Genomic DNA, 25,242 nt, shown 5'->3' on the forward strand with positions numbered 1-25,242 from the left:
TAAAGCCCATATGGATGTAGATGATATTCCGCATCAACCCGTTCCACGCCTCAAACACACTGTATGAGAGTGCAGTATTCTTGAGGCAATTCAACCGCTGCGCTATCGTAACGGCAGTGTCGGATATAGCCACTCAATAAAACCATTACCATCCGTTTATAAATAATGACACAATTAAACTCTAAGCCTGCTTTGATTACAGCATGGTGATATTAATCACACGAAAAACACCTCACAGATAATTATTTCTCATGTAATTAAAGACAACCATTGCATAATGTTTCATATGTCACCCACTCTGTTTCACTCGAAATTAGCAATCAAAGCCATTTAAATATTTAGGTACAGTATTTGCATAGTCATGATATTGCGCCACAATAGGGATAACTGTCATGCAATAGTGCACTCACGACATGGCTGAATTTATATTATAAAACTATCAGCTCGATTTCCATCACGATCGGACTTTTGTCGCATTTACACTCTTTATTTCATGATAAGCACATCTGCGGTGCTAGAATTAAAAACGTTGACTGCGCAAGCTTAACTTATTTTAATCGACACGTTCAGCACGGTACAACATGCTGTTTTAATACCGCCACAACTTTCGTTTCCAGAAGACAGAGTTAATACATGCAATATAGAGTTTACTGACATTCCCATAGTCGTTTCCCTTTTCTCTGTGGTGTCATCCATCAGGGAAATTGGTCTGCGGCTTATCACTGACGTGATAGAGACCATATCAAGGACATTAAAAATGAAAGCGTGTAACTGCAATAATGACAAACAGTGGGCTAAATACCGCGAAGAGATGCGTTCTGCATTTCCGTCTGCATTCAGTGACGATCATGATCCTTTAACCAAATCGATAGCCAAAGCCATTGAACAGCTGAATAAGCTACGTCCTGCCGACGGCGGCCCCGCCTATTTGGGACGGAATCCGGCTTTGACTATCGATTTCGATAAAGTCAAAGACATTGAAATGGCCGATAAAATGAGCAGCAGCGACCAGGTCATTGCTGAGACCAGCGCTCTGTTTGAAGGGTTGCCTAACTGGGGCCACCCGCTGACCATGTGCAACGTGATCCCACAGGCGAACACCGCCTCTATTATTGCGGCCGTGATGTCAGAAATTTTCTCCCCGAACATTCTGGAAGGTGAATACTCCTGGAACGTTCACCGCGCCGAGCTGGAAAGCGCCGGGATGCTGGCCAACATGATCGGTTGGGATGCCAAACACGCCGGCTGCCTGTATACCTACGGCGGCTCAGGCTGCTGGACCTACCATGTTAAGTATGCGCTGACCCGCGTATTGCCGAACTCCCGCCACAGCGGTGTCCGTACCGATGCCAAGGTGCTCTGCTCTCAGCAGGCGCACTATACAATGCTGAACAGCACCGACTGGATGGGTCTGGGGATGGACAACATCATCCGCATCAAGACCGATCCTGACACCAACGCGATGGATCTGAACGACCTGGAGGCGGTGCTGAAATCGCTGCAGGCCCAAAAAATCCCGGTGGCATCCGTGGTATGTACCATGGGTACCACCGACGCCAACGCCTTTGACCCGGTGGGCGGAGCACGTAAACTGCTGGATAAATACCCCAACGCTGCCCCCTATGGCAAGGCGCTGTTGTACTGCGATGCCGTTACCAGCTGGTCATGGCTGGCCTTTAAGAAATATGATTTTGCCAAAAACCCGCTGCAGTTCACCAAGGAGCTGCTGCCGTTCATCGAGGCCAACTGCCGTGCCCTGCAGGACATGAAGTACGCTGACGCCATCGGATTTGACTTCCATAAAGCCGGCTTTACCCCCTATGCCAGCAGCTGCTTCACCTATCGCAACGCGGAAGAGTTTGAAAGCATCCTGAAACGCCCGGGCTCTGCCTATCTGCAGCCGCGATCTCCATACAACCCGCTGGATTACACGCTGGAGGTCTCCCGTGCGGCAACCGGCGCACTGGCAGGCTGGGCCACGATGAAATACTTCGGCTATGAGGGCTTCCAGGCCATCATGGGTGGTATTCTGGAGAACCAGTATTACCTGCGTAATCTGCTGCATGAAAATGCCGCTACCGTCTGCGTCAACCCCGATGACTACAGTCTGGTTACGCTGTTCCGTATTTATCCGGAAGGCGTTATGGCCCATCAGCAATACCAGCATGAGCTGAACGACCCGTCCTACAAATCTCAGTTGCTCACCAATAATAAATTAACCATGGATGTCGGTAATAAACTCTACGAGTGGTTCCGTAACGGTAAGAAAATCAACGGGCAATATACTCCATATATGAGTTTCAGTACTGGATTCCGGGTTACTAAATATAACCGTGATGCGCACGATCCCGATGCAACAGTATTTGCTCTGAAAGTGTATCCGATGAATGTTCACTTAACCCATGAAATTATGCAACACGTTGTGGATTGTGTAACTGCCGCACGTAATGAGGTGCTTGGCATTAAATAATGTCATCCGACCATCCCATTACGCTACATTACATCGATGCACCGTAATGGGACAGCGCCATCAATATATGCACAGGCCGGGTTATCCCGGCCTATATGCCTCTTTATTTTCGCATAGCTGACACATGAAGCACGTATAAATCAGGTTTTATCAAGGAGCATTTATGGCCTCCACATCGGACTCCACGACGCAAGGGAAACCTTCCGCCAAGCTCAGCATCGTGACGCTGGCAATAATGAATATCACCACGGTAGTCAGTTTACGTGGTCTGCCATCCGAAGCCGAGTACGGTATTACATCTGCCTTCTATTATCTTTTTGCCGCCGTTTTCTTTTTAATCCCCGTTTCACTGGTGGCCGCCGAGCTGGCGACCGGCTGGCCGCAGAAGGGCGGCGTCTTCCGCTGGATCAGTGAGGCCTTTGGCCACCGCTGGGGGTTCGTCGCCATCTATCTACAGTGGGTGGCGACCACTATCTGGTTCCCTACGGTGCTGATCTTCGCCGCCGTATCGCTGGCCTTTATCGGGCCGCACCCCGACGCCGACTCCCATCTTGCCGCCAACCGGCTGTATACCGTGGTGATCCTACTGCTGGTCTACTGGCTGGCCACCCTGGTCGCCCTGCGCGGGGTTAAATCCTCCGCCAAACTGGCAACGCTGGGCGGGCTTATCGGGACTATCATCCCGGCCATCATCCTGATGGTGCTGACACTGGTGTATGTTCTTAACGGTAACCCGGTACACTTTGTGGCGCGCGCCGCCGACTTCTTCCCCGATCTGACCAACCTGAACAATCTGGTGCTGGCCTCCAGTATCTTCCTGTTCTTCGGCGGGATGGAGATCAACGCCGTCCACGTGGTCGAAGTGGACAATCCATCACACAACTATCCGCTGGCCATCATCAGCGCCGCCGTCGCCACCGTCGTTATCTTTGTCTTCGGTACCCTGTGTATCGCCACCCTGATCCCCAAGCAGCAAATCAACCTGGTGCAGAGCCTGCTCATCGCCTATAACGCGCTGTTTGACCACTTTGGCCTGCACTGGTTGGGCGAGGTGCTGGCCGCCATGCTGGCGTTCGGGGTGCTGGGACAAATTACCGCCATCGTTGCGGGGCCGTCCACCGGTCTGCTGCAGGTCGGTCGCTCCGGCTATCTGCCCCCTTTCCTGCAAAAAACCAATCGCCACGGCGTACAACAGCACATTCTGATCTTCCAGGGTCTTGTCGTCAGTATCATCTCCGTTCTGCTGGTGGTGCTACCCTCAGTGCAGTCCGCCTATCAGATCCTGGGACAGCTGGCGACCATTCTCTATCTACTGATGTATATCATGATGTTCGCGGCAGCCATCTACCTGCGCTATAAAGAGCCCAATACGCCCCGTCCATATCGGGTCCCCGGCGGCGCGGTGGGGATGTGGCTTATCGCCGGTGCCGGTTTTATCGGCTCCCTGGTGGCTTTCGTCCTCAGCTTCATTCCCCCCTCCCAGATCCCCGTCGGTAATCCGGGCAGCTATATCCTGATCCTGATGGTCGGATCGGTCTGCTTCTTCATTATTCCGCTGATTACCTATGCCTGCCGCAAGCCCTCTTGGCTACCGGCCAACGCCGATCAGCAGTAACCGCAACACCCGGGCCGCCCGGTGCGGCCCCTTATCGTGAGCGTCTTATCATGAATTCACAATCGAGCAGCAAGCCTGTGCTGGCGGCGGCAAGCCTGGGGGCTGGTACCTTCGCCATGATGAACATCACCACCGTGGTCAGCCTGCGCGGACTGGCGGCCGAGGCCGAGTACGGACTGGCCGTCGTCTTCCTCTATCTGTTCGCCGCCCTGTGCTTCCTGGTACCGGTCTCTCTGTGCGCCGCCGAACTGGCAACAGGCTGGCCACAGAAGGGCGGGGTTTTTCGCTGGATAGGCCAGGCCTTTGGCGATCGCTATGGCCTGCTGGCCATCTTTCTACAGTGGCTGGCGACTACCATCTGCTTTCCCACCATGCTGATCTTTACCGCCGTCGCGCTGGCCTACGCGCTGCCCTTCCCCGGGGCCGACGCCCACCTGGCGTCCAATGCATTCTATACCCTGGGTATCGTGCTGCTCGTCTATTGGCTGGCGACCTGGATTAACCTGCGCGGCGTCCGGTCGGCATCACGCATCAGCGCCATCGCCGGGATGATAGGCACCCTGATCCCGGCAGCGATCCTGATCGGCTGCGGTATCCTCTACATCGCCCGCGGTAACCCGCTGCACTTTACCCTGGGGTGGGACGCGCTGTTTCCCAACATTACCCATCTGCATAACCTGGTACTGGCCGCCAGCGTCTTTCTGTTCTACTCCGGAATGGAGATCAATGCCGTCCACGTACGCGAGCTGAACAACGCATCGCGTAACTATCCGCTGGCTATCGGGATCAGTGCGCTGCTGACCGTGGTGGTACTGGTGCTGGGTACCCTGACCATCAGCGCACTGATCCCCGCCGATCGCATCAACCTGGTTCAGAGCCTGCTGGTGGCCTATAACCTGCTGTTTAGCTCGCTCGGCGTCCCCTGGCTCGGCCATGTCGTCGCACTGATGGTCGCCGTCGGGGTGCTGGGGCAGGTGACAGTGATCGTTGCCGGGCCATCGCGCGGCCTGTTTGAGGTGGGGCGGCAGGGATATCTGCCGCCGTTGCTGCAGCAGAGCAACAGCAGCGGCGTACAGCGCAATATTCTGCTGCTGCAGGGCGCCATCGTTACGCTGATGGCGATCATGCTGGTCTGCCTGCCATCTGTGCAGGCCGCGTTTCAAATCCTGGGTCAGCTGGCCGCCATTCTCTATCTGCTGATGTATATCCTGATGTTTGCGGCGGTGATCACCTTGCGCTACACCCAGCCCAATACGCCACGCCCCTACCGGATCCCCGGTGGCAACGCAGGGGTCTGGCTGGTGGCTGGCATCGGGCTGATCGCCGCCCTGCTGGCTTTTGTGCTCAGCTTTATTCCGCCGGATCAGATCCCGGTCGGCTCACCGGCGCGCTACGTCCTGCTGCTGCTGGGAGGCACCGCCGCCTTCGTGGCGCTGCCCCTGCTGCTACACGCCTACAGCCAGCGCAGCGCGGCGCACCACGACGAGCCCCACGCCAGCGTCTAGCCGGGCTGATAGCGCAACAGGAGCGCGGTGCCGCGGCCATGGTGCCTATGGATATGGCACCGTGGCTAAGGTTTGCCCGGTGCCCGATAGGCGTTAAACGCCGCCGAGGCGCGCTCCTCAAAACCGTGTTCGCCCTTGACGATCATATAGACGGGGATGTGCATCTGATTCGCCAGCGCCATCGCGCGATCCGGCCCCATCACAAACAGCCCGGTGGAGAGGCCATCGGCGGTCATACAGGTCGGTGCCAACACGGTGATCGATGCCAGGCGGTGTGTTACCGGACGTCCGGTATTGGGGTCAATTTCGTGGGAAAAGCGCAGGCCATCCTGCTCAAAATAGTTGCGATAGTCGCCGGAGGTTGCTATCGCCATCTGCCCTGGCTGAATGATCGTCTGCACCTGCTGCTGGGCGTCGCCCGACGGTTTCTCAATGGCGATACGCCACGGCACTCCCTCGCCGTTATCCCCTTTGGTTCGCACCTCGCCGCCGATATCGACCATATAGTTCTCAATATGCAGCGACTGAAGATACCTGGCGACGACGTCCACCCCATATCCCTTGGCGATAGCCGACAGGTCAACGTACAGCTGGGGGATATCCTTCACCAGGGCATTGCCTTGCAGCGACAGGTGCTGAATACCGACCCAGGCGCGGCGCTGTGCTATCTGTGCCGCTGCAGGCTCACGATCCGGGCGCCCCTCTGGGCCAAATCCCCACAGATTGACTAGCGGCCCCACAGTAATATCCAGCGCACCGTCCGTCAGCTTATTGATGCGCAGTGCCTCTTTCACCACCCGCGCCGTGTCCGTCGACACCGGGAATGGCACGTCCACCGTGCGGCTCTGGTTAAAGCGGCTCAGCTCTGAACCGGGGCGATAGGTGGACATCTGATCGTTGACCCGCTCCAGGCGGCGATCGATCTCGGCCTGAACCACTGCCGGCGCAGGAGCACCGTCCACGCCGACATATTTAACCGCATAGTAGGTGCCCATGGTTTTCCCGGCGAGATCCACCTGGGTCGGGCCACAGCCGCTCAGCAGCAGTACCGCCGTCAGCAGCGCGAGAAAGCGGGTCATCGGCCCGTGTCCGGTTGATTGATGTTTCATCATGCCTATTGCCTGTCTTACGGGTGTACACCTCGCGGCACACCGTTTATGGATGGCGCACATTATGGGGACAAGGCCACCGGGGGACAAGGCCACCTCAGCGTCCAATCCTATAAAATAGATATAATCAGCGGGTGGAATTCACACCTCTGGTTATAAAAAAGAGCGTAAGGCGGCGGCGTGTCGTTTTACCCGCCGTGAACAAAAAAAAACACTCACGATACCCTTCAGCTCTGGATTACACTGTGCCTACTTTGGGGATCGTCAATCGACCTTATCCTAAAAATTACTGGTATTACTCTCTTTGACAGGTTCTTAAATGGGTAAGATAGTTGCCATTCTGGCGATATGCCTGACATTGCCACTGGCGGCGAGCAAATCGTCCGCCAGCGAGTCCGGTATCACTCCACTCAACGACGCCAATAGTCTGCTGGGATCGCAGGTCTATATTCAAATCTTCAAGGAGGAGCGTCAGCTGGAGCTATATGCCAAAGTACAGGATAAATACCGGCTGGTAAAAAGCTTCCCGATCTGTAAGTTTTCCGGCGGCCTGGGTCCCAAGCGCACCGAAGGGGATTTTAAGAGCCCGGAGGGCTTTTACCAAATCGACGCCCGCCACCTGAAGCCCGATAGCCGCTATTATCAGGCCATCAATATCGGCTATCCGAACAGCTTCGATCAGTCCCACGGCTATTCCGGCAACTACCTGATGATCCACGGCGATTGCGTGTCGATCGGCTGCTATGCCATGACCAACGACGGCATCTCGGAAATTTACCGCTATGTACAGAGCGCATTCCGCAGCGGCCAGACGTTGGTCAATATCAATATCTATCCATTCCGGATGACCGACAGGAACATGCAGCTCCATCGTAACTCCAGCTACATCGGCTTCTGGCGCCAGCTGCAGCCGGGCTATCAATACTTTGCCCAGAATGCGTTGCCGCCGCAGGTCAACGTGCAGGATGGCCGCTACGTGGTCAGCGGCGCGCTGCCGGGCAGAGGCGCTCTGTCACGTCTGGCGTTCACCCAGGCAAAATAAGGCATACTCCCCCGGCGCGATCCGCTGCCACTCCTCATCGCAGGTCAGCGGCTGGGTCGCAATCACCGAAACGACGTCATTCGGCGTCGTTTCGGCCTGAAAATCGATCGCCACATCCTCATCCACCAGCGTCGCCTTGCCGAAGGGCGCGCGCCGGGTGATCCAGTGCAGCTGGGTGCTGCAGTAGGCCATCACATAGCGCCCGTCAGAAAGCAGCATGTTGAACACCCCGCGCTCGCGCAATTCGGCCGCACAGTCACCGATAAAATGAAACAGCGCCATCATATCGTCCGGAGGCCGGGGATAACGGGTACGCATCCGTTGCAATAACCAGCAAAAGGCATATTCACTATCGGTCTGCCCTACCGGACAATACATTCCCGTCGGCAGCGACAGATACTCCTCAAGCTGTCCGTTATGGGCAAAGGTCCAGTTACGCCCCCACAGCTCGCGGGTAAACGGGTGGGTATTCTCCAAGGAGACAGCCCCCCGGTTAGCCTGGCGCACATGGGAGACGACGGCGCAGGATTTGATCGGATACTCGCGTACCAGGCGGGCTATCGGTGAGCTGTGGCTGGGCTGTGGATCCTTAAAGGTCCGACAGCCTTTCCCCTCGTAAAAGGCAATCCCCCAGCCATCCTTGTGTGGGCCGGTACGGCCACCGCGCAGCGCCAGCGCGGTAAAGCTAAAGCAGATATCCGTCGGCACGTTGGCACTCATGCCCAGCAGTTCACACATTCCCGCTCCTTATCGCGGGGCAGACGCCGCCTGCCCCGTCGTCATCAGACTGACGCCATCTCTTTTTCGATCAGCTGGATCATGATATGGATCGCCTTGATGTGGATCTCCTGAATACGATCGGCGTAGCCGAAATGCGGCACCCGGATCTCCACGTCGGCGCTTCCGGCCATCTTGCCGCCATCTTTCCCGGTCAGTGTGATAACCTTCATCCCTTTGGCACGCGCAGCCTCGATGGCCCTGATGATGTTGCCGGAGTTGCCGGAGGTCGAGATCCCCAGCAGTACGTCCCCTTCACGCCCAACAGCCTCAACGTAGCGCGAAAAAACATAGTCGTAGCCGAAATCGTTGCTGACACAGGAGAGATGGCTGGGATCGGAGATGGCGATCGCCGGATACCCGGGGCGGTTCTCCCGATAGCGGCCGGTCAGCTCCTCGGCAAAGTGCATCGCATCGCAGTGGGAGCCGCCATTGCCGCAGGAGAGTACCTTACCGTCGGCCTTAAAGGAGGCCGCCAGCAGCTGAGCTGCCTGCTGGATTGCCAGAATGTTGGCCTCGTCGGCCAGGAAATTATTCAGTGTCTGCGCCGCTTCGTTCAGCTCGCTACGAATCAGATCTTGATACATGGGCACGCCTCGTCAATGAGTTCAATACGGATACCCCTGCAGTGTAACGGATTGACCAGGCGGCGAGAAGCAAGGCGGGCGCGCTTTCCTGCCACAGCAACATTTTCTTTTTCGAATGAGAAAGGGTTATATTCGAACAAAACACCCGCACCGCGGGGCGCGCAGGGAAGCGGCACACCGGGAAAGGAAAGGTTCGGCGGCCCCGGGAAAGGAGACGCCGATAGACAACAGTGGCTGCCGCAGCCCCCGGGGATCAGATGGCCTCTTCGTCCTGCTCGCCGGTGCGGATACGGACGACCCGCGCCACGTCGTAGACAAAAATCTTACCGTCGCCGATCTTACCGGTCTGTGCCGTCTGCATAATGGTCTCAACGCAGGTATCGACGATATCGTCAGCCACCACGATCTCCAGCTTTACCTTGGGCAGGAAATCCACCATATACTCCGCGCCACGATACAGCTCGGTATGTCCCTTCTGGCGGCCAAATCCTTTGACTTCGGTTACCGTCATCCCGGTAATGCCGACTTCAGCCAGCGCCTCACGCACGTCATCCAGCTTGAACGGCTTAATAATCGCATCAATTTTTTTCATCACAGCTCCTCAGTCACCAGTTTTTGCGGCCAAAGCCGGAGGTAATCGGATAACGGCGATCTTTACCAAAGTTACGCGCCGTAATGCGCGGCCCCACGGCGGCCTGACGGCGCTTGTATTCGTTGATATCCACCAGACGGATCACCTTGCGTACCACAGCCTCATCGAAGCCGTCGGCCACCAGCTGCGCTACCGACCTGTCCTGTTCGACGTAACCCTGCAGGATAGCATCCAGAATATCATAGGGCGGCAGGCTATCCTGATCGATCTGATCCGGTGCCAGCTCGGCGGAGGGTGGCCTGTCGATAACCCGCTGTGGGATCACCGGCGTCAGGGTATTGCGGTAGCGGGCCAGCTGGAATACCAGCGTCTTCGGCACATCCTTCAGCACGTCAAAACCACCGGCCATATCGCCGTACAGCGTAGCATAGCCGACCGCCATTTCACTCTTGTTGCCGGTGGTCAGCACCAGACGACGGCGCTTGTTCGACAGCGCCATCAACACCACCCCGCGGCAGCGCGCCTGGAGGTTCTCCTCCGTCGTATCGCGTTCGGTACCGGCGAACATCGGCGCCAGCTGCCCCATAAAAGCATCGAACATCGGCTCGATGGAGAGGATGTCAAACTCGACCCCCATCGTCAGCGCCTGCTCCCGGGCGTCGGCGACACTGATGTCGGCCGTGTAGCGGAACGGCATCATCACCGCCTGCACCCGCTCTTTGCCCAGCGCATCCACCGCGATGGCCAGCGTCAACGCGGAGTCGATCCCGCCTGACAACCCCAGCACCGCGCCCTGAAAACCGTTCTTACCGACGTAGTCGCGCACCGCCAGTACCAGCGCCTGATAGATCTGCGCCAGCGGCGGCAGTTCAGCCGCCGGCGAGGTCATTGGCAGCAGGCGTCCATCGTCCAGGCGAACCTGGGTCACCTGCTCGCTGAAGGCAGCCAGACGGTGCGTCAGCACGCCGCTGGCATCAAAGGCCTTGGAGCAACCGTCGAACACCAGCTCATCCTGCCCGCCCACCTGGTTGAGGTACAGCAGCGGCAAGCCGGTCCGGCGACAGTGATCCGCCAGCAGGGTATTGCGCATGTAAGGCTTTTCGCGGTTATACGGCGAGGCGTTGATGGTCAGCAGCACCTCAGCCCCGGCGGCGGCCAGCGCATCGACCGGCGCATCAAACCACACGTCCTCACAGATCAGCAGCCCCAGGCGGTAGCCTTTCAGGGTGACGGTGCATGGGGTATCCCCGGCGCTAAAGTAGCGTTTCTCATCGAACACGCCATAGTTGGGCAGACGCTGCTTGTAGTAACGGGCCAGCAGACGTCCTTCGGCAAACACCGACAGGGCGTTATACAGGCAATCGCCGTCGCGCCAAGGGTGGCCCACGATCACGGCGATCCCGGTGGAGGCCTGCTGCAGACGCGCGAGCTGACTCTGGCAGCGCTGATGAAAATCGTCGCGATACAGCAGATCCTCCGGCGGGTAACCGCAGAGCGCCAGCTCAGAGAACATCACGGCATCGGCACCCGCCTGTTGCTGCTGCGCCAGAGTGGCCAGCATACGCTCGGCGTTGCCTTCGATATCACCGACCAGCAGATTCAGCTGGGCCAGTGCGATGGAGAGGGTTCGACTCATAAATACTCACTGTCCGATATGCCGCTGGGCGCCGCACGCGGCATACCGCAGCCTGACTGATAAAAATCCGCAGGGAGTGTAAATCATTCCGGCGACTTTGTTTAGCGGCAGCGGCGGGCTATCCCCGCCACATGAGAAAAAATCAGAAGATTACTCTTTGAAATCATTAGAATCTAGCTCATGACGTGACAGCAACTTATAAAACTCGGTGCGGTTACGACCGGCCATACGCGCCGCGTGGGTCACGTTCCCTTTAGTGATCTGCAGCAACTTACGCAGGTAGTGCAGCTCAAAGAGGTGACGCGCCTCGACAAAGGTCGGCAGCGCCGTATTTTCGCCCTGCAGCGCCTGCTCCACCAGTGCCTCGCCGATCACCGGCGCCGTGGTCAGCGCCACGCACTGCTCGATGACATTGACCAGCTGGCGTACATTACCCGGCCAGCTGGCGCTCATCAACGCCTTCATCGCACCGCTGGAGAAACTGCGCACCAGCGGCTTATGACGCTCGGCGGCCTGGCGCAGCAGGTGGGCGGCCAGCAGCGGAATATCCTCCGGGCGCTGGTTCAACGCCGGCAGACGCAGGGAGACCACGTTGAGGCGATAAAACAGATCCTCGCGAAATTCCCCCAGCTCCATCGCCTTGGGCAGGTTGCGGTGGGTGGCGGAGATGATACGCACGTCGATATCGAGGTCGCGGTTGCTGCCCAGCGGGCGGACCTTGCGCTCCTGCAGCACCCGCAGCAGCTTCACCTGCAACGTCAGGGGCATGTCGCCGATCTCATCCAGAAACAGCGTACCGCCACCGGCGGCCTGAAACAGCCCCTCACGGCTGCTGACGGCGCCGGTAAAGGCGCCCTTGGCATGGCCAAACAGCTCTGACTCCAGCAGCGGCTCCGGCAGCGCGCCGCAGTTGATGGCGATAAAGGCCTTTCCGACGCGCGGGCTGGCGCTGTGTATCGCCCGCGCCAACAGCTCCTTGCCGGTCCCGCTCTGGCCGTTGATCAGGACGCTGACGTCCGACTGGGCCACCATTCGCGCCTGCTCCAGCAGACGCAGCATCAGCGGGCTACGGGTCACAAATGCCTGACGCCATCCGTCATCGCCGCCCTGCGGCATCGACTGCGCCAGCGCATCGTCGATGGCGCGGTACAGGGCATCGCGATCGACGGGCTTGGTCAAGAAGCTGAAGACCCCCTGTTGGGTGGCCGACACGGCGTCTGGTATCGATCCGTGGGCGGTCAGGATGATCACCGGCAGCCCCGGCTGACGCCGCTGGATTTCACTGAACAGCGCCAGGCCGTCCATCTCGTCCATGCGCAGATCGCTGATCACCAGGTCGATGGGAGCGCGGGCCAACAGACGCAACGCCTCCTGGCCGCTGGCGGCGGTCGTTATCCGAAACCCCTCGCTGCTCAGACGCATGCCCAGCAGCTTCAGCAGACTGGGATCATCATCGACCAGCAGCAGGCTGGCAGAGTGGGCGGATGTCATCCGTTAGGGCTCCTTGCTCGCGTCACTGCCTGCCGGTGCCGGGAGACTCTTGGCCTCCGGTACCATCTGCTTGCGCGATGACAGCTGGCGTTCAATATCAGTGAGGTTTTCCAGCTTACGCTGCGTCTCATCCAGACGCGCCTGCAGCAGCTGCCGCTCATCGCGCAGGCTCTCCAGCTGTGTCTCGCTGGCGGAAAGCAGCCGCTGATAGCGGGCCCGCTCCTCCTGCAGGGTGATCGCCAACGTCTGCTGGGCGCGCCACAGCTGCACCAGGGGCTGCAGCGTCGGCGGGATCTGCCCGTCCAGGCTCGCCAGGCGATCGAGGATCTGACGGCGTTCGGCTACGCTAGGATCGGCGCGTCCCACCAACAGGCTCTGCTTAAGGGCCGCCTGCCAGCTTTCTCCTCCTAACCGATGCGCCTGCGCCCGCGCCTGGGTACGGTTCATGCGCTCTGCGCAGGTCATGGCGCGCAGCCAGTACAGGCCGTTCCCCATCGTCAGGGGGGACTGCTCCTGCCATAGCGTATCACAGGCGGCATGCTGATAGTCGCGCATCACCGGCGTGCCGGTGCAGGTCCGCACCCCGGCGGACTCCACGGCGCGATCGCCACCGCGGCTACAACCGCTGAGCAACAGCAGCATCATCAGCCACAGGAGAACAGGTGGTCGCCGCAGCAAACGACCGCAGATGGGAGGACTCGGAAGGGGTAAGAACCACATACTCATGCTTGCTGTTATCTCACTATCGGGAGTTCAAGGCGGAAGCAAACATCGGCTTCATCGTCGGCGACCAGGCGCAAATCGCCGTGCATCCGGCGCAGCGAATCGCGGGCGATGCTCAGACCGAGACCGCTGCCCTTGACAGCACCTTTGCGCTGATGACTCCCCTGAAAAAAAGGCTCAAAAATCATCGCGTGCTCATTGGCCGGGATCGGAGTGCCGCTATTGGCGACCTCGATCACCAGACACTCCCCTTCCCTGCGGGTGCGCAGCCAAATGGTACCGGATTCCGCGCCATAGTGCACCGCATTGGAATAGAGATTCTCCAGCACCCGTTCCAGCAACACCGGCTGCACGCGGCAACGGGTCTCCTCCAGCACGTAACACGTCTGGATATTCTTGGCCCGCGCCGGCAGGCAGTGGGCGGTGACCACCCGCTCCAACAGCGCGGCCAGATCCAGCTGGGCGGACTCCAGCGGGGCATCGGCCAGGCGGCGGTTATAGTCCAGCAGCTGTTCGATCAGCACCTGCAGGCGACGGCTGCTGTCATCCAGAATCGCCACCACCTCGCGCTGATCCGGGCTCAGCGGTCCGGCAACCCCGTCCGCCAACAGTTCGGTGCCCTCCCGCAGGCTGGCCAGCGGGGTCTTCAGCTCATGGGAGAGATGGCGCAAAAACTCATGGCGCTGGGACTCCAGCCAAGCCAGCCGATCGCTGAGCCACAGAATGCGCTGCGCCAGCGTACGGATTTCACGCGGCCCGCGAAAAGGAGGACACGCCTGTAGGCTCAGTCCCTCCCCCAGGCGCCGGATCATGCGCTCTACGCCCTTCACCGGGCCGATGATCATGCGGGTAAACAGCGCCACCAGCAGCACACTGACCAGAAACAGCACCAGCGCCTGCCAGCCAAAATAGCGGCCTCGCCCGGCGATCGCCTGCTGCAGCTGCTGACCTCGGCCAAACAGCACGTTACGGGTCGCCTGCACCATCGCGCCGTTGGCGCGGGAAAACTGAGCCAGCTGACCGTCGGCGATCGCCAGCGGCAGGCTGTTTGCGCAGCGCGGCGCGACCAGCTGCCGCAGCAGGGCATCCAGCTGCGCGTAGTCGCTGCCGCCGGGCAACAGCGCAGCGTGGCGCTCCAGCAGCTGACGGTACTGGGCGTGCTGACGCTGATACAGCGCTGCCAGCGTCTCATCCCCCAGCACGCAGTACTGACGATAGCTGCGCTCCATCTCCAGCGCCAGCGCGGCCATCGCCTCGCTGCGACGGGCATCGCTCAGGGTGGTACGGTTGATATCCGCCGCCTGGGCGCTCAGGTGATTCAGACTCTGATAGGCCTGATAGGCCAGTACCAGCAGGGGCAGCAGCACCAGCAGAAAGGCCAACAGCACCAGCTGGCGCAGCGAACGGGGAAACAGGGGCCACGGCATGACGGCATCACTCCCAAAGGTCAAAGGGGGTCGCCACAGGCTAACCGAACGGCCATAACGGGAAAAGCCCGGCGGCGGGTAACCGGCGGGCCTGATGGCGTGCCGACGGGGCTGCGGCCCCGTCGCGCGACCTGCGCCTTATCGGCACAGGGCAGAATAGGTGGCGCCTCACTCAACGTGTCGTCCTGTGCCTGATAAAGCGCCGAGGCGGCTGTTATCGATATTTCCGGACGGTAGGCGCCGTGCTAATGGCGTCATTCGATGTTTTATGGAGCCGGCCGTGATAGGCGCTGACATAAAGGGCCAAATGAGCAACCGAGAATATGGTTGCATAACTCACTCAAAATAAAAAGTGGTCACAATTAATATTGTGTCATATTAAGAGCAATCCCAGCGCAGCGCCAACGGCATCGCGACGCTTTTTTAGCGCGCAGGAAACAGAAGAAAAAAGCGGCCTGAAGGCCGCCAGCTATCCCGCCGTGCGGCTCAGCCCAGCACGCGCCGCGCATTGCGGAACATGCGCAGCCACGGGCCATCCTCGCCCCACCCGGCGGGGTGCCAGGAGTTGCTCACCGTACGGAATACCCGCTCCGGGTGTGGCATCATCACCGTCGCCCGCCCACTCCGGGTGGTCAGCGCGGTGATCCCGTTGGGGGAGCCGTTCGGGTTGGCCGGGTAGCGTTCGGTAACCTGCGCAACGTTGTCGACGTAGCGCAGCGCCACCAGATTCTGCTGCTCCAGCGCCGTCAGGTGAGCCTCATCGCGCACCTCGACCCGCCCCTCGCCGTGGGAGACGGCGATCGGCAGGCGCGACCCGGCCATCCCCTGCAGGAACAGCGACGGGCTGTCGCTGACCTCGACCAGGCTGAAGCGGGCCTCAAAGCGCTCGGACGCGTTGCGGACAAAGCGCGGCCACAGCTCGGCGCCCGGGATCAGCGAACGCAGGTTAGACATCATCTGGCAGCCGTTACACACCCCCAGCGCCAGCGTATCCGGACGCAGGAAGAAGGCGCCGAACTGGTCGCGGGCGCGGGCGTTGAACAGAATCGACTTGGCCCAGCCCTCTCCGGCGCCCAGCACGTCGCCGTAAGAGAACCCGCCGCAGGCCACCAGCCCCTGGAATGCCTCCAGCGTCGTCCGCCCGGAAAGGATATCGCTCATGTGCACATCCTGCGCCTCAAACCCGGCGCGATGGAAGGCGGCGGCCATCTCGACGTGCGAGTTCACCCCCTGCTCCCGCAGCACCGCCAGGCGCGGTCGCGCGCCGCGGGCGATGAAGGGCGCCGCAATATCCTCCTGCGGATCGAAGCTCAGGGTCACGTTAAGGCCGGGATCCTCCTCCACCAGCTTGGCCTGATGCTCCTGATCGGCGCACAGGGGATTATCGCGCAGACGCTGCATCTGCCAGGTAGTTTCTGCCCACCAGGCGCGCAGCGTAGAGCGCTTCTGGTCATACACCGTCTGTCCACCGCGCTGGATCCGCAGGCGGTCGCCCGGCAGCGCCCGACCTATCTCGTGGCTGACCGCCGCCAGACCGTGTCCGGCCAGCAGCGCCTGCGCCGCCGCCAGATCGCGGCGCGCCACCTGGATCACCGCCCCCAGTTCCTCGCTGAACAGCGCCGCCAGTGCGTCGTCGCCCAGCGCGGCGATATCGATATCCAGCGCGCAGTGGCCGGCAAAGGCCATCTCTGCCAGGGTAACCAGCAGCCCGCCGTCGCCGCGATCGTGGTAGGCCAGCAGCAGCCCCTGCGCCACCAGCGCCTGCATGGCGCTAAAAAAGCCCGCCAGCTGCGCCGTATCACGTACGTCGGCGGGCGTATCCCCCAGCTGGCGATACACCTGCGCCAGCGCGCTGCCCCCCAGCGCGTTGCGGCCGGCGCCCAGATCGATCAGCAACAGCGCGTTATCCTGCGCGGGCTGCAGCTGCGGCGTTACCGTACGCCGCACGTCCTCCACCCGGGCGAACGCGGTGATCACCAGCGACAGCGGGGCGGTCATCTCCCGTGTCTGTCCCTCCTGCTGCCAACGGGTCTTCATGGACATCGAATCCTTGCCGACCGGGATGGTCAGCCCCAGCGCCGGACACAGCTCCTCACCCACCGCCTTCACCGCCTGATACAGGCCGGCGTCCTCGCCGGGATGCCCCGCCGCCGCCATCCAGTTGGCGGAGAGCTTGATCCGCTTAATATCGCCAATATGACAGGCCGCCAGGTTGGTCAGCGCCTCCCCGACCGCCAGACGGGCCGAGGCGGCGAAGTCCAGCAGCGCCACCGGGGCGCGTTCCCCCAGCGACATCGCCTCGCCGTAGTAGCTGTCCAGGCTGGCACTGGTCACGGCACAGTCGGCTACCGGAACCTGCCACGGGCCCACCATCTGATCGCGGGTAACCATGCCGGTCACGCTGCGATCGCCGATGGTGATCAGGAAGGTTTTCTCCGCCACCGCCGGCAGGTGCATCACCCGGTGTACTGCCTCGGCCAGCACGATGCCGCCGCGATCCAGGGCATGCCCCGTGGCCCGCAGGGTCTCCACCGTACGCGTCATCTTCGGCGTTTTCCCCAGCAGCACGTCAAGGGGCATGTCGATGGGACGGTTGTCAAAGTGCCGATCGCTCAGGGTCAGCTGACGCGCCTCTGTCGCCTCGCCGATCACCGCGTAAGGGGCTCGCTCCCGTTCGCAGATGGCGGCAAAGCACGCCAGATCCTGCGGCGCCACCGCCAGGACATAGCGCTCCTGTGACTCATTGCACCACAGCGCCAGCGGGCTCATGCCCGCCTCGTCGTTGGGAATGTCGCGCAGCTCAAAACGGCCGCCGCAGCCGCCATCGTTAACCAGCTCCGGCATGGCATTGGAAAGGCCGCCGGCGCCCACATCGTGGATAAAGCGGATCGGATTGGCATCGCCCAGCTGCCAACAGCGGTCGATGACCTCCTGGCAGCGGCGCTCCATCTCCGGGTTATCACGCTGCACCGAGGAAAAATCGAGATCGGCATCGGACTGACCGGAGGTCATCGACGAGGCGGCGCCGCCCCCCAGGCCGATATTCATCGCCGGACCGCCCAGCACGATCAGGCAGTCACCGGCGGTAATCTCCCCCTTCTGCACGTGCCCGGCGCGAATGTTGCCGAGGCCGCCTGCCAGCATGATCGGTTTGTGGTAACCGCGCAGCTCCGTACCGTTATGGCTGTCGACCCGCTCCTCATAGGTGCGGAAGTAACCCAGCAGCGCCGGACGCCCAAACTCATTGTTAAACGCCGCGCCACCCAGCGGTCCGTCGGTCATGATATTCAGCGCGCTGACGATGCGCGCCGGACGGCCAAAGTCCTGCTCCCAGGGCTGCTCAAAGCCCGGGATACGCAGGTTGGAGACGGAGAAGCCGACCAGCGCCGCCTTCGGCTTGGCGCCGCGCCCCGTCGCCCCCTCGTCGCGGATCTCCCCGCCGGAGCCGGTCGCTGCCCCCGGCCAGGGCGAGATCGCCGTCGGGTGGTTGTGGGTCTCCACCTTCATCAGGATGTGCGTCGGCTCCTGATGGAAGTCATAGCAACCGCTGTCGGCGTCGGCAAAGAAGCGCCCCACCGCAGAGCCTTCCATGACCGCCGCGTTGTCCTTATAGGCGGACAGGACATGCTCAGGCGTCTGCCGGTAGGTGTTTTTAATCATCTGGAACAGCGATTTCTCCTGCAGCTGCCCGTCGATAATCCAGTCGGCATTAAAAATCTTGTGACGACAATGCTCCGAGTTGGCCTGTGCGAACATATACAGCTCGACATCGCTCGGGTTACGCGCCAGGCGGACAAAGGCGTTGATCAGGTAGTCCATCTCATCCTGCGCCAGCGCCAGCCCCAGGCGCTGGTTGGCCTCCTCCAGCGCGGCCCATCCCCCACCAAGGATATCCACAGACTGCACCGGCTGCGGCGTATGCTGCTCAAACAGCTGCCCGGCGTGCTCCAGCTCAGTGAAGACCCGCTCCATCATGCGATCGTGCAGCAGATCGCACAGCGTCTGCCACTGCACCTGATCCAGCGTCTCACCCTCAATGTAGTAAGCCAGACCGCGCTCCAGCCTGCGGATCTGCACCAGTCCGCAGTGACGGGCGATATCCGTCGCCTTGGATGACCAGGGGGAGATCGTGCCCGGGCGCGGCGTGACCAGCAGCAGCCGTCCTGACTGCGGGCGGGCCGCCTGCGATGGCCCATAGGTCAGCAGCTGGCACAGCGTATCGCGCGCCACCGGATCCAACGGCACGCTGACGTCGGCAAAGTGAATGTACTCGGCGTAAATCGCGTCGATAAGCAGGGACGCGTCGCGGCAGGCAGACAGCAGCTGATTAACACGAAAGGGCGATAAAGCGGGAGAGCCGCGCAGAATTTCCATGATGATTTGATTCTCTCGTCTGCGAGGAAGCTGTTTACAGCCGCCTCAATGGGCGAAACAGGGGGAAACCGGACGCCATTATAGTGAATCTCCCGCGCCGACGAAACCGTTTGCGTAGCCTTTCTTGTAAAGAGCGCAGTGGGCTGGTTTATTGATCAATAATGCGGTTAAAGTTGCACGCTGGCGTTTTGTTAAGCAAAATGCGCCTGCATGATTGGCTTGACCTTTATTCCACTTTTAACACCAGCAACCGCATCCCGCTAGACCGTCATGGGATAACTATTTGAAACGTATAAAATATAATTATTACCTTATCGGTATTGTCTCTGCGCTTTTAGCGCTGGCGCTGTGGCCCAATATTCCGTGGCGCAGCGGTAATGAAAACCAGCTACAACAGATCCTCGACCGGGGGGAGCTGCGCGTCAGCACCATCGTCTCGCCACTCACCTATCAGCGTGAGGGCAATGCGATCTCCGGCCTGGACTATGAGCTGGCCAAGCGCTTCGCCGACTATCTGGGCGTGAAGCTGCACGTCACTGTACGCCCCACATTACCGGGTCTGTTTGACGATCTGGATGGACAGAATGCCGATATGATTGCAGCCGGACTGCTGTACAACAGCGCGCGGCTGCACCGCTATCGCACCGGGCCGACCTATTACTCCGTCTCCCAGCAGCTGGTCTACCGCCAGGGCAAGGTGCGCCCGCGTAACCTGGCCGATCTCAGCGGCGCCCTGATGGTGCAGTCCGGATCGGCCCATATCACCACCCTGGAGCACTACCGTCAGCAAAAGTACCCTGGCCTGCAGTGGCAGAGCAGCGACAGCCTGTCGGCAACCGAGCTGCTTAAGCAGGTCGCCGAAGGCAAGCTGGATTATACGGTGGCGGATTCGATGGCGATCTCCCTGTTTCAGCGCATCCACCCGCAGGTGGCGGTCGCCTTCGATATCAGCGATGAAGAGCCGGTCATGTGGTATCTCAACCGCAGCGAGGATGACAGCCTGTACGCGGCGATGCTGGACTTCTTTAGCCAGAGCGCTGAAGACGGTACCCTGGCGCGCCTGGAGGAAAAATATATCGGCCACGTCGGCAGCTTCGACTACGTCGATACCCGTACGTTCCTCTCCGCCATCGATAGCGTGCTGCCGTCGCTACAGGACTTTTTTACCCAGCATGCGCGCAAAATGGACTGGCGGCTGCTGGCCGCAATCTCGTATCAGGAGTCGCACTGGAATCCCCAGGCCACATCGCCGACCGGCGTACGCGGGCTGATGATGCTGACCCGCGCCACCGCCGAAGGGCTGGGGGTTAAGGATCGCCTCGATCCGGAGGAGAGCATCGCCGGTGGTTCTCTGTACCTGGAGCGGCTGATGGAGAGGCTGCCGGAGAGCATTCCACAGGATGAGCGGATTTGGTTCGCCCTGGCCGCCTATAATATGGGTTATGGACACATGCTGGATGTCCGCCAGCTGACCCGAAAACAGGGGGCAAATCCCGACAGCTGGGCAGATGTCAAACAGCGTCTTCCGCTGCTGAGCCAAAAGAAATACTACCAGCGGCTGACCTATGGCTATGCGCGTGGGCATGAAGCCTATCAGTATGTCGAAAACATTCGCCGCTATACCGTCAGCCTGCGCGGCTATCTGCAGGAAAAGGAGAAGCGAGAGGCGGCAGAGGCGACCCAGCTGGCGCTGCTCGGCCCACGCTGAGCCGCGCCGTCCGATCAGCGCCTTACTCTGCGTCGTCGCTGTGGGCACTGCGGCGGGCGTCTCGCTCTGCCCGCTTCTGCGCCCGCCGCTGGCGGAAAAAATCGCTCAGCTGCGCTGCGCACGCATCGGCCAACACACCGCCGCATACCTCGATCCGGTGATTCATTCCCGGGTGTCCCAGAACATCCAGCAGCGAACCCGCCGCGCCGGTCTTGAGATCCGGCGCGCCGTATACCAGCCGCCGGATGCGGCTGTGCACCATCGCCCCGGCGCACATCACGCAGGGCTCCAGGGTTACATACAGCGTCGCCTCCAGTAGACGGTAATTCTGCATGACGGCCCCCCCCTGCTGCAGCGCCATGATCTCGGCGTGTGCAGTCGGATCGTGACGGGTAATCGGCCGGTTCCACCCCTCGCCAATCACCCGATCGTTCAATACCAAAACGGCGCCGACCGGCACCTCGCCCTGCGCTCGGGCCTTTTCCGCCAGCTGCAGGGCATGGCGCATCCAGTCACTGTCATCGCGTTGCGTCACACGTTACCCCTTTCTGTTTCCGGCGCGCATTATACACAGCCCCTGCGCACCCGCCGCGTCTAATTGGCGCTATTGCCCCATTTCTCCACGCGGAAGCGGACAGCTGCCGCGGCGCAGGCGTATGATACGCCGGCACCTGCCCACCGTATCAAGGAGGGAAAAAGGGCATAGCCTAATTATTCTCAGGAGATATCTGGATGTTTGCACAAATTCGGCGCATGAAACAGGGCCTGATGATGGCAGGCCTGCTGGCGACATCCGCCCCGTTGTGGGCGGCAGAGTACTGGATCGATGTCCGTGTACCGGAGCAATACCGGCAGGAACACGTCAAGGGCGCACACAATATTCCGCTCAAAAACCTGGCGCAGCGCATTGGCACTCTGACCCAGGACAAGAATGACACTCTGCACCTCTATTGCAACAGCGGACGCCAGTCAGGCCAGGCGGAAGCGCTGCTGCTGCAGATGGGCTACCGCCACGCCGTCAATGCGGGCGGGCTGGAGCAGGTCGCCACGCACCAGCAAATGGTAAAATAATAACACTCTGCGCGCGGCGGTCTGCAGCCACACTGCAGCCGCATCGGCGGATGCCAACTTATTATTCGTTCAGTAAAAAATCGCTTTAAAAAAGTATAAAATAGCAGCGATATCGGCTGGTTATGGCAATTTAATACAGGAAAACATTAATTGTTAGTTTTCTAAACATTTAATTTTCATCATTCCGTGCGCGGGATCGCTGTAATAATTCATCGGCAGGCTATCTTGGTTGTTAATTTACTAACACCAAAGGAGTTGTCGATGACGACCTCAACGTTTTTTATTCCCAGTGTAAATATGATCGGTCGCGGTTGCCTGAACGAGGCGGCGGCGACGATGAAAGAGTACGGCTACAACCAGGCGCTCATCGTCACCGACAGCGTGCTCAGCCGTCTGGGCATCGTCGGCGATGTGCAGGCACTGCTGGCCGGGGTGGGCATTCAAAGCGCGGTGTATGACGGCACGCATCCCAACCCGACCACCGATAACGTCGCCGCAGGGCTGACGCTGCTGCGCGAGCATGGCTGCGACTGCGTAATTTCGCTGGGCGGCGGCTCGCCCCACGACTGCGCCAAAGGCATCGCGCTGGTGGCGGCCAACGGCGGGGATATCCGTGACTATGAAGGGGTCGATCGCTCACAGCACCCGCAGCTGCCGCTGATCGCCATCAACACTACCGCCGGTACCGCCTCTGAAATGACGCGCTTTTGTATCATCACCGATGTACAGCGTCACATTAAGATGGCCATCGTCGACAAGCATGTCACTCCGATCCTTTCCGTCAACGATCCGCAGCTGATGCGCGGTATGCCGAAGGGGCTGACCGCCGCTACCGGAATGGATGCCCTGACCCACGCCGTAGAGGCCTATGTCTCTACCGCTGCGACGCCGATCACCGATGCCTGCGCGCTGAAGGCCATCACGATGATCTGCGCCCATCTGCGCGACGCCGTCCGCGACGGCGACGACATGGCGGCGCGCGAAGCCATGGCCTACGCCCAATTTCTGGCAGGGATGGCCTTTAACAATGCCTCTCTGGGGTATGTCCATGCGATGGCTCACCAGCTGGGCGGCTTCTACGATCTGCCACACGGCGTCTGCAATGCGATACTACTGCCCCACGTGCAGAGCTTCAACGCCCGTGCCTGCGCAGGTCGTCTGAAGGATATCGCGGCAGCAATGGGCGTCGCAGTTCAGGATATGGACAACGAGCAGGGAGCTGAGGCCTGCATCGCCGCAATCCGCAGCCTGGCCCACGACGTGGCGATCCCGGTGGGTCTGCGCGAGCTGAAGGTTCGTGAAGAGGATCTGGACACCCTGGCCAACAACGCCCTGAAGGATGCCTGCGGTCTAACCAACCCGATCCAGGCCAGTCATGCAGAGATCGTGGCGATCTTCCGCGCCGCGCTGTGAACCCCTGCCCCGCCGACGGTGGGGCCCCCGATTAAGGCAGGCGCCGCAGCGCGCCCTCCTTATCAACCCGATAGCGAAAGCGGCAGTGGCTCAGCACCACATCATCCTGGCGGCTATCGCTATAGCCACTGTACAGCCGCAGCGGGCGCCCGAGACAGCGCTCCAGCTGGCGCACCTTTTCCCGCCCCAGACAGCGGCGCGTCAGCGTCCAACCACCGAAGCGACGGTGCATCCGAGTACCTATCAGCGTCACGCGCAGCAGAATACCGCTGTCACGATACACCTGCTCCACCAGCTGCTCGGGTGAGCCGGTCAGCAGCCAGACCCGCGTCATCGGGCTCGCCAAATAGTCATCCAGGCGCGCCCTAACCAGGGGAAAGGGCTGGACCCGGTGGCGAAACTGCTCCACAAACAGCGTCTCCAGCGTTCGCAGGCACCCTTCCGGGCGGCCTGCGGTCATACTCCACAGCAGCAGGCTGACCGGACGCCGCGCCGCCCTCCCGGCGAATAGCAGCCCCAGCCCCACCAGCGGCAGGCACAGCAGCACCAGCGGCCAATTCAGCGGCAGTCGCCACAGCATAAAACGCAGAAAGCAGCCAAACAGATCCTGGCGGTGCAGCGTACCGTCCAGGTCAAAAAAGACCTGCCTGCACACCGAATGTTCCCGCTGATGTATCACGACCGCCTCCCGTTACCCGCGTCGGGTCTATGTCACTCGCGCAGACAAATGATGACGATGGCGTCATGATATGGTGTTTATGCAGCAAGTGAGGTTTCGCCTCATGAGTCTGACTATGGCAAACTATCCCCTCGCATGCAAAGGGGACATTTATGAGCAGCTTGGTGAGAATAAAGCAGCTTTATCATTCGCTGGCACAAAACGAGACGAGCGTAAGCTGGCCGATTTTATTCTCTCCTCGCCGGAGCAACTGGGCAAGCTGAGCTCTCAGGAGCTGGCCAATACGCTCGGCATAAGCCAGTCCAGCGTGGTTAAATTCGCCAAAAAACTGGGTTTCCGCGGTTTTCCCGCGCTAAAGCAGGATATCTCGGCCCATCTGCTGCGCCATCAAGCGCCGGCTAACGAGGCCGCGCTCCATCACGGTATTCTACGCCACGATCCGCTCAAGGTGGTCGGCGAAAAGCTGATGGCGGAAAAGATCGCGGCGCTGCAGTCCACCCTGACCATCAACCATGAGGAGCAGCTGCAGCGGGCGCTGCGCATGCTGCTCGGCGCCCGGCGCATCGTCATTACCGGCCTCGGCGCCTCCGGCCTGGTGGCCAGGGACTTCGCCAATAAGCTGATGCAGATTGGCCTGGCGGCCTACGCCGAATCGGATACCCATATGCAGATAGCCTGTGCCCAAGCCATGCAACCGCAGGATCTCCTGATGGCCATCTCCTACAGCGGCGAACGCAAAGAGGTCAACATAGCCGCCGCAACACCCAGGTGCTGGCCCTGACCGGTTTCTCTCCCAATCCCCTGCAGGATCTGGCGTCGCTGACGCTGTATATCGTCATCGATGCCCACGCCGATCAGACCACTGCCATCTCCTCACGCATTGCGCAAAGCGCAAAGCGCCCTGACGGATCTGCTGTATATGGGGATTGTCCAGCAGAACGCAGAGCACGCCTGCCAGTCTATCCGCAACAGCTGTGCGCCGGTCAAAACGCTGGAATAGTCGGCACAGAAAGGTTTTTCAAT

At 60.2% G+C, this 25,242-nt stretch carries 18 protein-coding genes and 1 pseudogene; 8 read left to right on the plus strand and 11 right to left on the minus strand.

The features are described from left to right. Positions 1 to 757 precede the first annotated feature (757 nt). The 3 genes from EIEH_RS09025 to EIEH_RS09035 all read left to right on the plus strand — a co-directional run bounded on the left by EIEH_RS09025 (position 758) and on the right by EIEH_RS09035 (position 5,590). On the plus strand, positions 758 to 2,470 hold the full coding sequence (locus EIEH_RS09025; RefSeq protein ID WP_015870301.1) for a pyridoxal phosphate-dependent decarboxylase family protein: 1,713 nt from the start codon (positions 758 to 760) through the stop codon (positions 2,468 to 2,470). 163 nt (positions 2,471 to 2,633) lie between these two features. Next, on the plus strand, positions 2,634 to 4,085 hold the full coding sequence (gadC, locus tag EIEH_RS09030; protein WP_015870300.1) for a glutamine/gamma-aminobutyrate antiporter GadC: 1,452 nt from the start codon (positions 2,634 to 2,636) through the stop codon (positions 4,083 to 4,085). Between the two features lie 50 nt (positions 4,086 to 4,135). Then, entirely contained in the window at positions 4,136 to 5,590 is a 1,455-nt protein-coding gene (locus EIEH_RS09035) for an amino acid permease (RefSeq protein ID WP_035609332.1), read from the plus strand. Positions 5,591 to 5,655: 65 nt separating this feature from the next. Here the strand turns inward: EIEH_RS09035 and EIEH_RS09040 are convergent, their stop codons facing one another. Further along, positions 5,656 to 6,702 (minus strand): FAD:protein FMN transferase, encoded by a 1,047-nt coding sequence (locus EIEH_RS09040; RefSeq protein ID WP_015870298.1) that lies wholly within the window; start codon positions 6,700 to 6,702, stop codon positions 5,656 to 5,658. A gap of 316 nt (positions 6,703 to 7,018) precedes the next feature. Between EIEH_RS09040 and dpaA the strand changes: the two genes are divergently transcribed. After that, positions 7,019 to 7,741 (plus strand): peptidoglycan meso-diaminopimelic acid protein amidase, encoded by a 723-nt coding sequence (gene dpaA / locus EIEH_RS09045; RefSeq protein WP_015870297.1) that lies wholly within the window; start codon positions 7,019 to 7,021, stop codon positions 7,739 to 7,741. Here dpaA and EIEH_RS09050 read toward each other — a convergent pair. From EIEH_RS09050 to purL, 8 genes are all read right to left on the minus strand, one after another. Further along, positions 7,712 to 8,479, minus strand: a complete 768-nt coding sequence (locus EIEH_RS09050) for a class II glutamine amidotransferase (RefSeq protein WP_015870296.1) — start codon at positions 8,477 to 8,479, stop codon at positions 7,712 to 7,714. The two genes, dpaA and EIEH_RS09050, sit on opposite strands and share 30 nt — an antisense overlap. A 44-nt stretch (positions 8,480 to 8,523) precedes the next feature. Beyond that, positions 8,524 to 9,105, minus strand: a complete 582-nt coding sequence (lpcA, locus tag EIEH_RS09055; RefSeq protein WP_015870295.1) for a D-sedoheptulose 7-phosphate isomerase — start codon at positions 9,103 to 9,105, stop codon at positions 8,524 to 8,526. A gap of 253 nt (positions 9,106 to 9,358) precedes the next feature. Then, positions 9,359 to 9,697, minus strand: coding sequence for a nitrogen regulatory protein P-II (glnB, locus tag EIEH_RS09060; RefSeq protein ID WP_005283058.1), 339 nt, complete (start codon positions 9,695 to 9,697; stop codon positions 9,359 to 9,361). Between the two features lie 13 nt (positions 9,698 to 9,710). Continuing rightward, a complete protein-coding gene (locus EIEH_RS09065) occupies positions 9,711 to 11,333 on the minus strand; it encodes an NAD+ synthase (RefSeq protein ID WP_015870294.1) in 1,623 nt (540 codons plus the stop codon). Positions 11,334 to 11,483: 150 nt separating this feature from the next. Beyond that, entirely contained in the window at positions 11,484 to 12,824 is a 1,341-nt protein-coding gene (gene glrR / locus EIEH_RS09070) for a two-component system response regulator GlrR (RefSeq protein ID WP_015870293.1), read from the minus strand. Positions 12,825 to 12,827: 3 nt separating this feature from the next. Then, positions 12,828 to 13,550, minus strand: coding sequence for a two-component system QseEF-associated lipoprotein QseG (gene qseG, locus EIEH_RS09075; RefSeq protein WP_232347327.1), 723 nt, complete (start codon positions 13,548 to 13,550; stop codon positions 12,828 to 12,830). Positions 13,551 to 13,558: 8 nt separating this feature from the next. Beyond that, on the minus strand, positions 13,559 to 14,974 hold the full coding sequence (locus EIEH_RS09080; protein ID WP_015870291.1) for a sensor histidine kinase: 1,416 nt from the start codon (positions 14,972 to 14,974) through the stop codon (positions 13,559 to 13,561). 486 nt (positions 14,975 to 15,460) lie between these two features. Continuing rightward, complete coding sequence (gene purL / locus EIEH_RS09085; RefSeq protein ID WP_172468378.1) at positions 15,461 to 19,351, minus strand: phosphoribosylformylglycinamidine synthase; 3,891 nt, start codon at positions 19,349 to 19,351, stop codon at positions 15,461 to 15,463. Between the two features lie 280 nt (positions 19,352 to 19,631). Here purL and mltF point away from each other — a divergent pair, with 280 nt between their 5' ends. Beyond that, on the plus strand, positions 19,632 to 21,056 hold the full coding sequence (mltF, locus tag EIEH_RS09090; RefSeq protein WP_015870289.1) for a membrane-bound lytic murein transglycosylase MltF: 1,425 nt from the start codon (positions 19,632 to 19,634) through the stop codon (positions 21,054 to 21,056). A gap of 22 nt (positions 21,057 to 21,078) precedes the next feature. Here mltF and tadA read toward each other — a convergent pair whose 3' ends face one another. Further along, the gene (tadA, locus tag EIEH_RS09095) at positions 21,079 to 21,591 is read right to left on the minus strand and encodes a tRNA adenosine(34) deaminase TadA (protein ID WP_015870288.1); all 513 of its coding nucleotides are present in this window, start codon (positions 21,589 to 21,591) and stop codon (positions 21,079 to 21,081) included. Between the two features lie 197 nt (positions 21,592 to 21,788). Between tadA and pspE the strand changes: the two genes are divergently transcribed. Together pspE and yiaY are read left to right on the plus strand one after the other, a co-directional pair. Then, on the plus strand, positions 21,789 to 22,127 hold the full coding sequence (pspE, locus tag EIEH_RS09100) for a thiosulfate sulfurtransferase PspE (RefSeq protein WP_015870287.1): 339 nt from the start codon (positions 21,789 to 21,791) through the stop codon (positions 22,125 to 22,127). A 261-nt stretch (positions 22,128 to 22,388) separates the two neighbouring features. Then, on the plus strand, positions 22,389 to 23,540 hold the full coding sequence (yiaY, locus tag EIEH_RS09105; RefSeq protein ID WP_015870286.1) for an L-threonine dehydrogenase: 1,152 nt from the start codon (positions 22,389 to 22,391) through the stop codon (positions 23,538 to 23,540). A gap of 31 nt (positions 23,541 to 23,571) precedes the next feature. On the opposite strand, the gene yfhb is transcribed toward yiaY, so the two are convergent. Further along, a complete protein-coding gene (yfhb, locus tag EIEH_RS09110; protein ID WP_370447960.1) occupies positions 23,572 to 24,219 on the minus strand; it encodes a phosphatidylglycerophosphatase C in 648 nt (215 codons plus the stop codon). Between the two features lie 152 nt (positions 24,220 to 24,371). On the opposite strand from yfhb, the pseudogene EIEH_RS09115 reads away from it, so the two are divergent. Beyond that, positions 24,372 to 25,219: pseudogene (locus EIEH_RS09115) on the plus strand (MurR/RpiR family transcriptional regulator). The last annotated feature ends 23 nt before the right edge of the window (positions 25,220 to 25,242 follow it).

The sequence above is a fragment of the Edwardsiella ictaluri ATCC 33202 genome, assembly GCF_000264785.1.
Classification (GTDB): Bacteria; Pseudomonadota; Gammaproteobacteria; order Enterobacterales; family Enterobacteriaceae; genus Edwardsiella; species Edwardsiella ictaluri.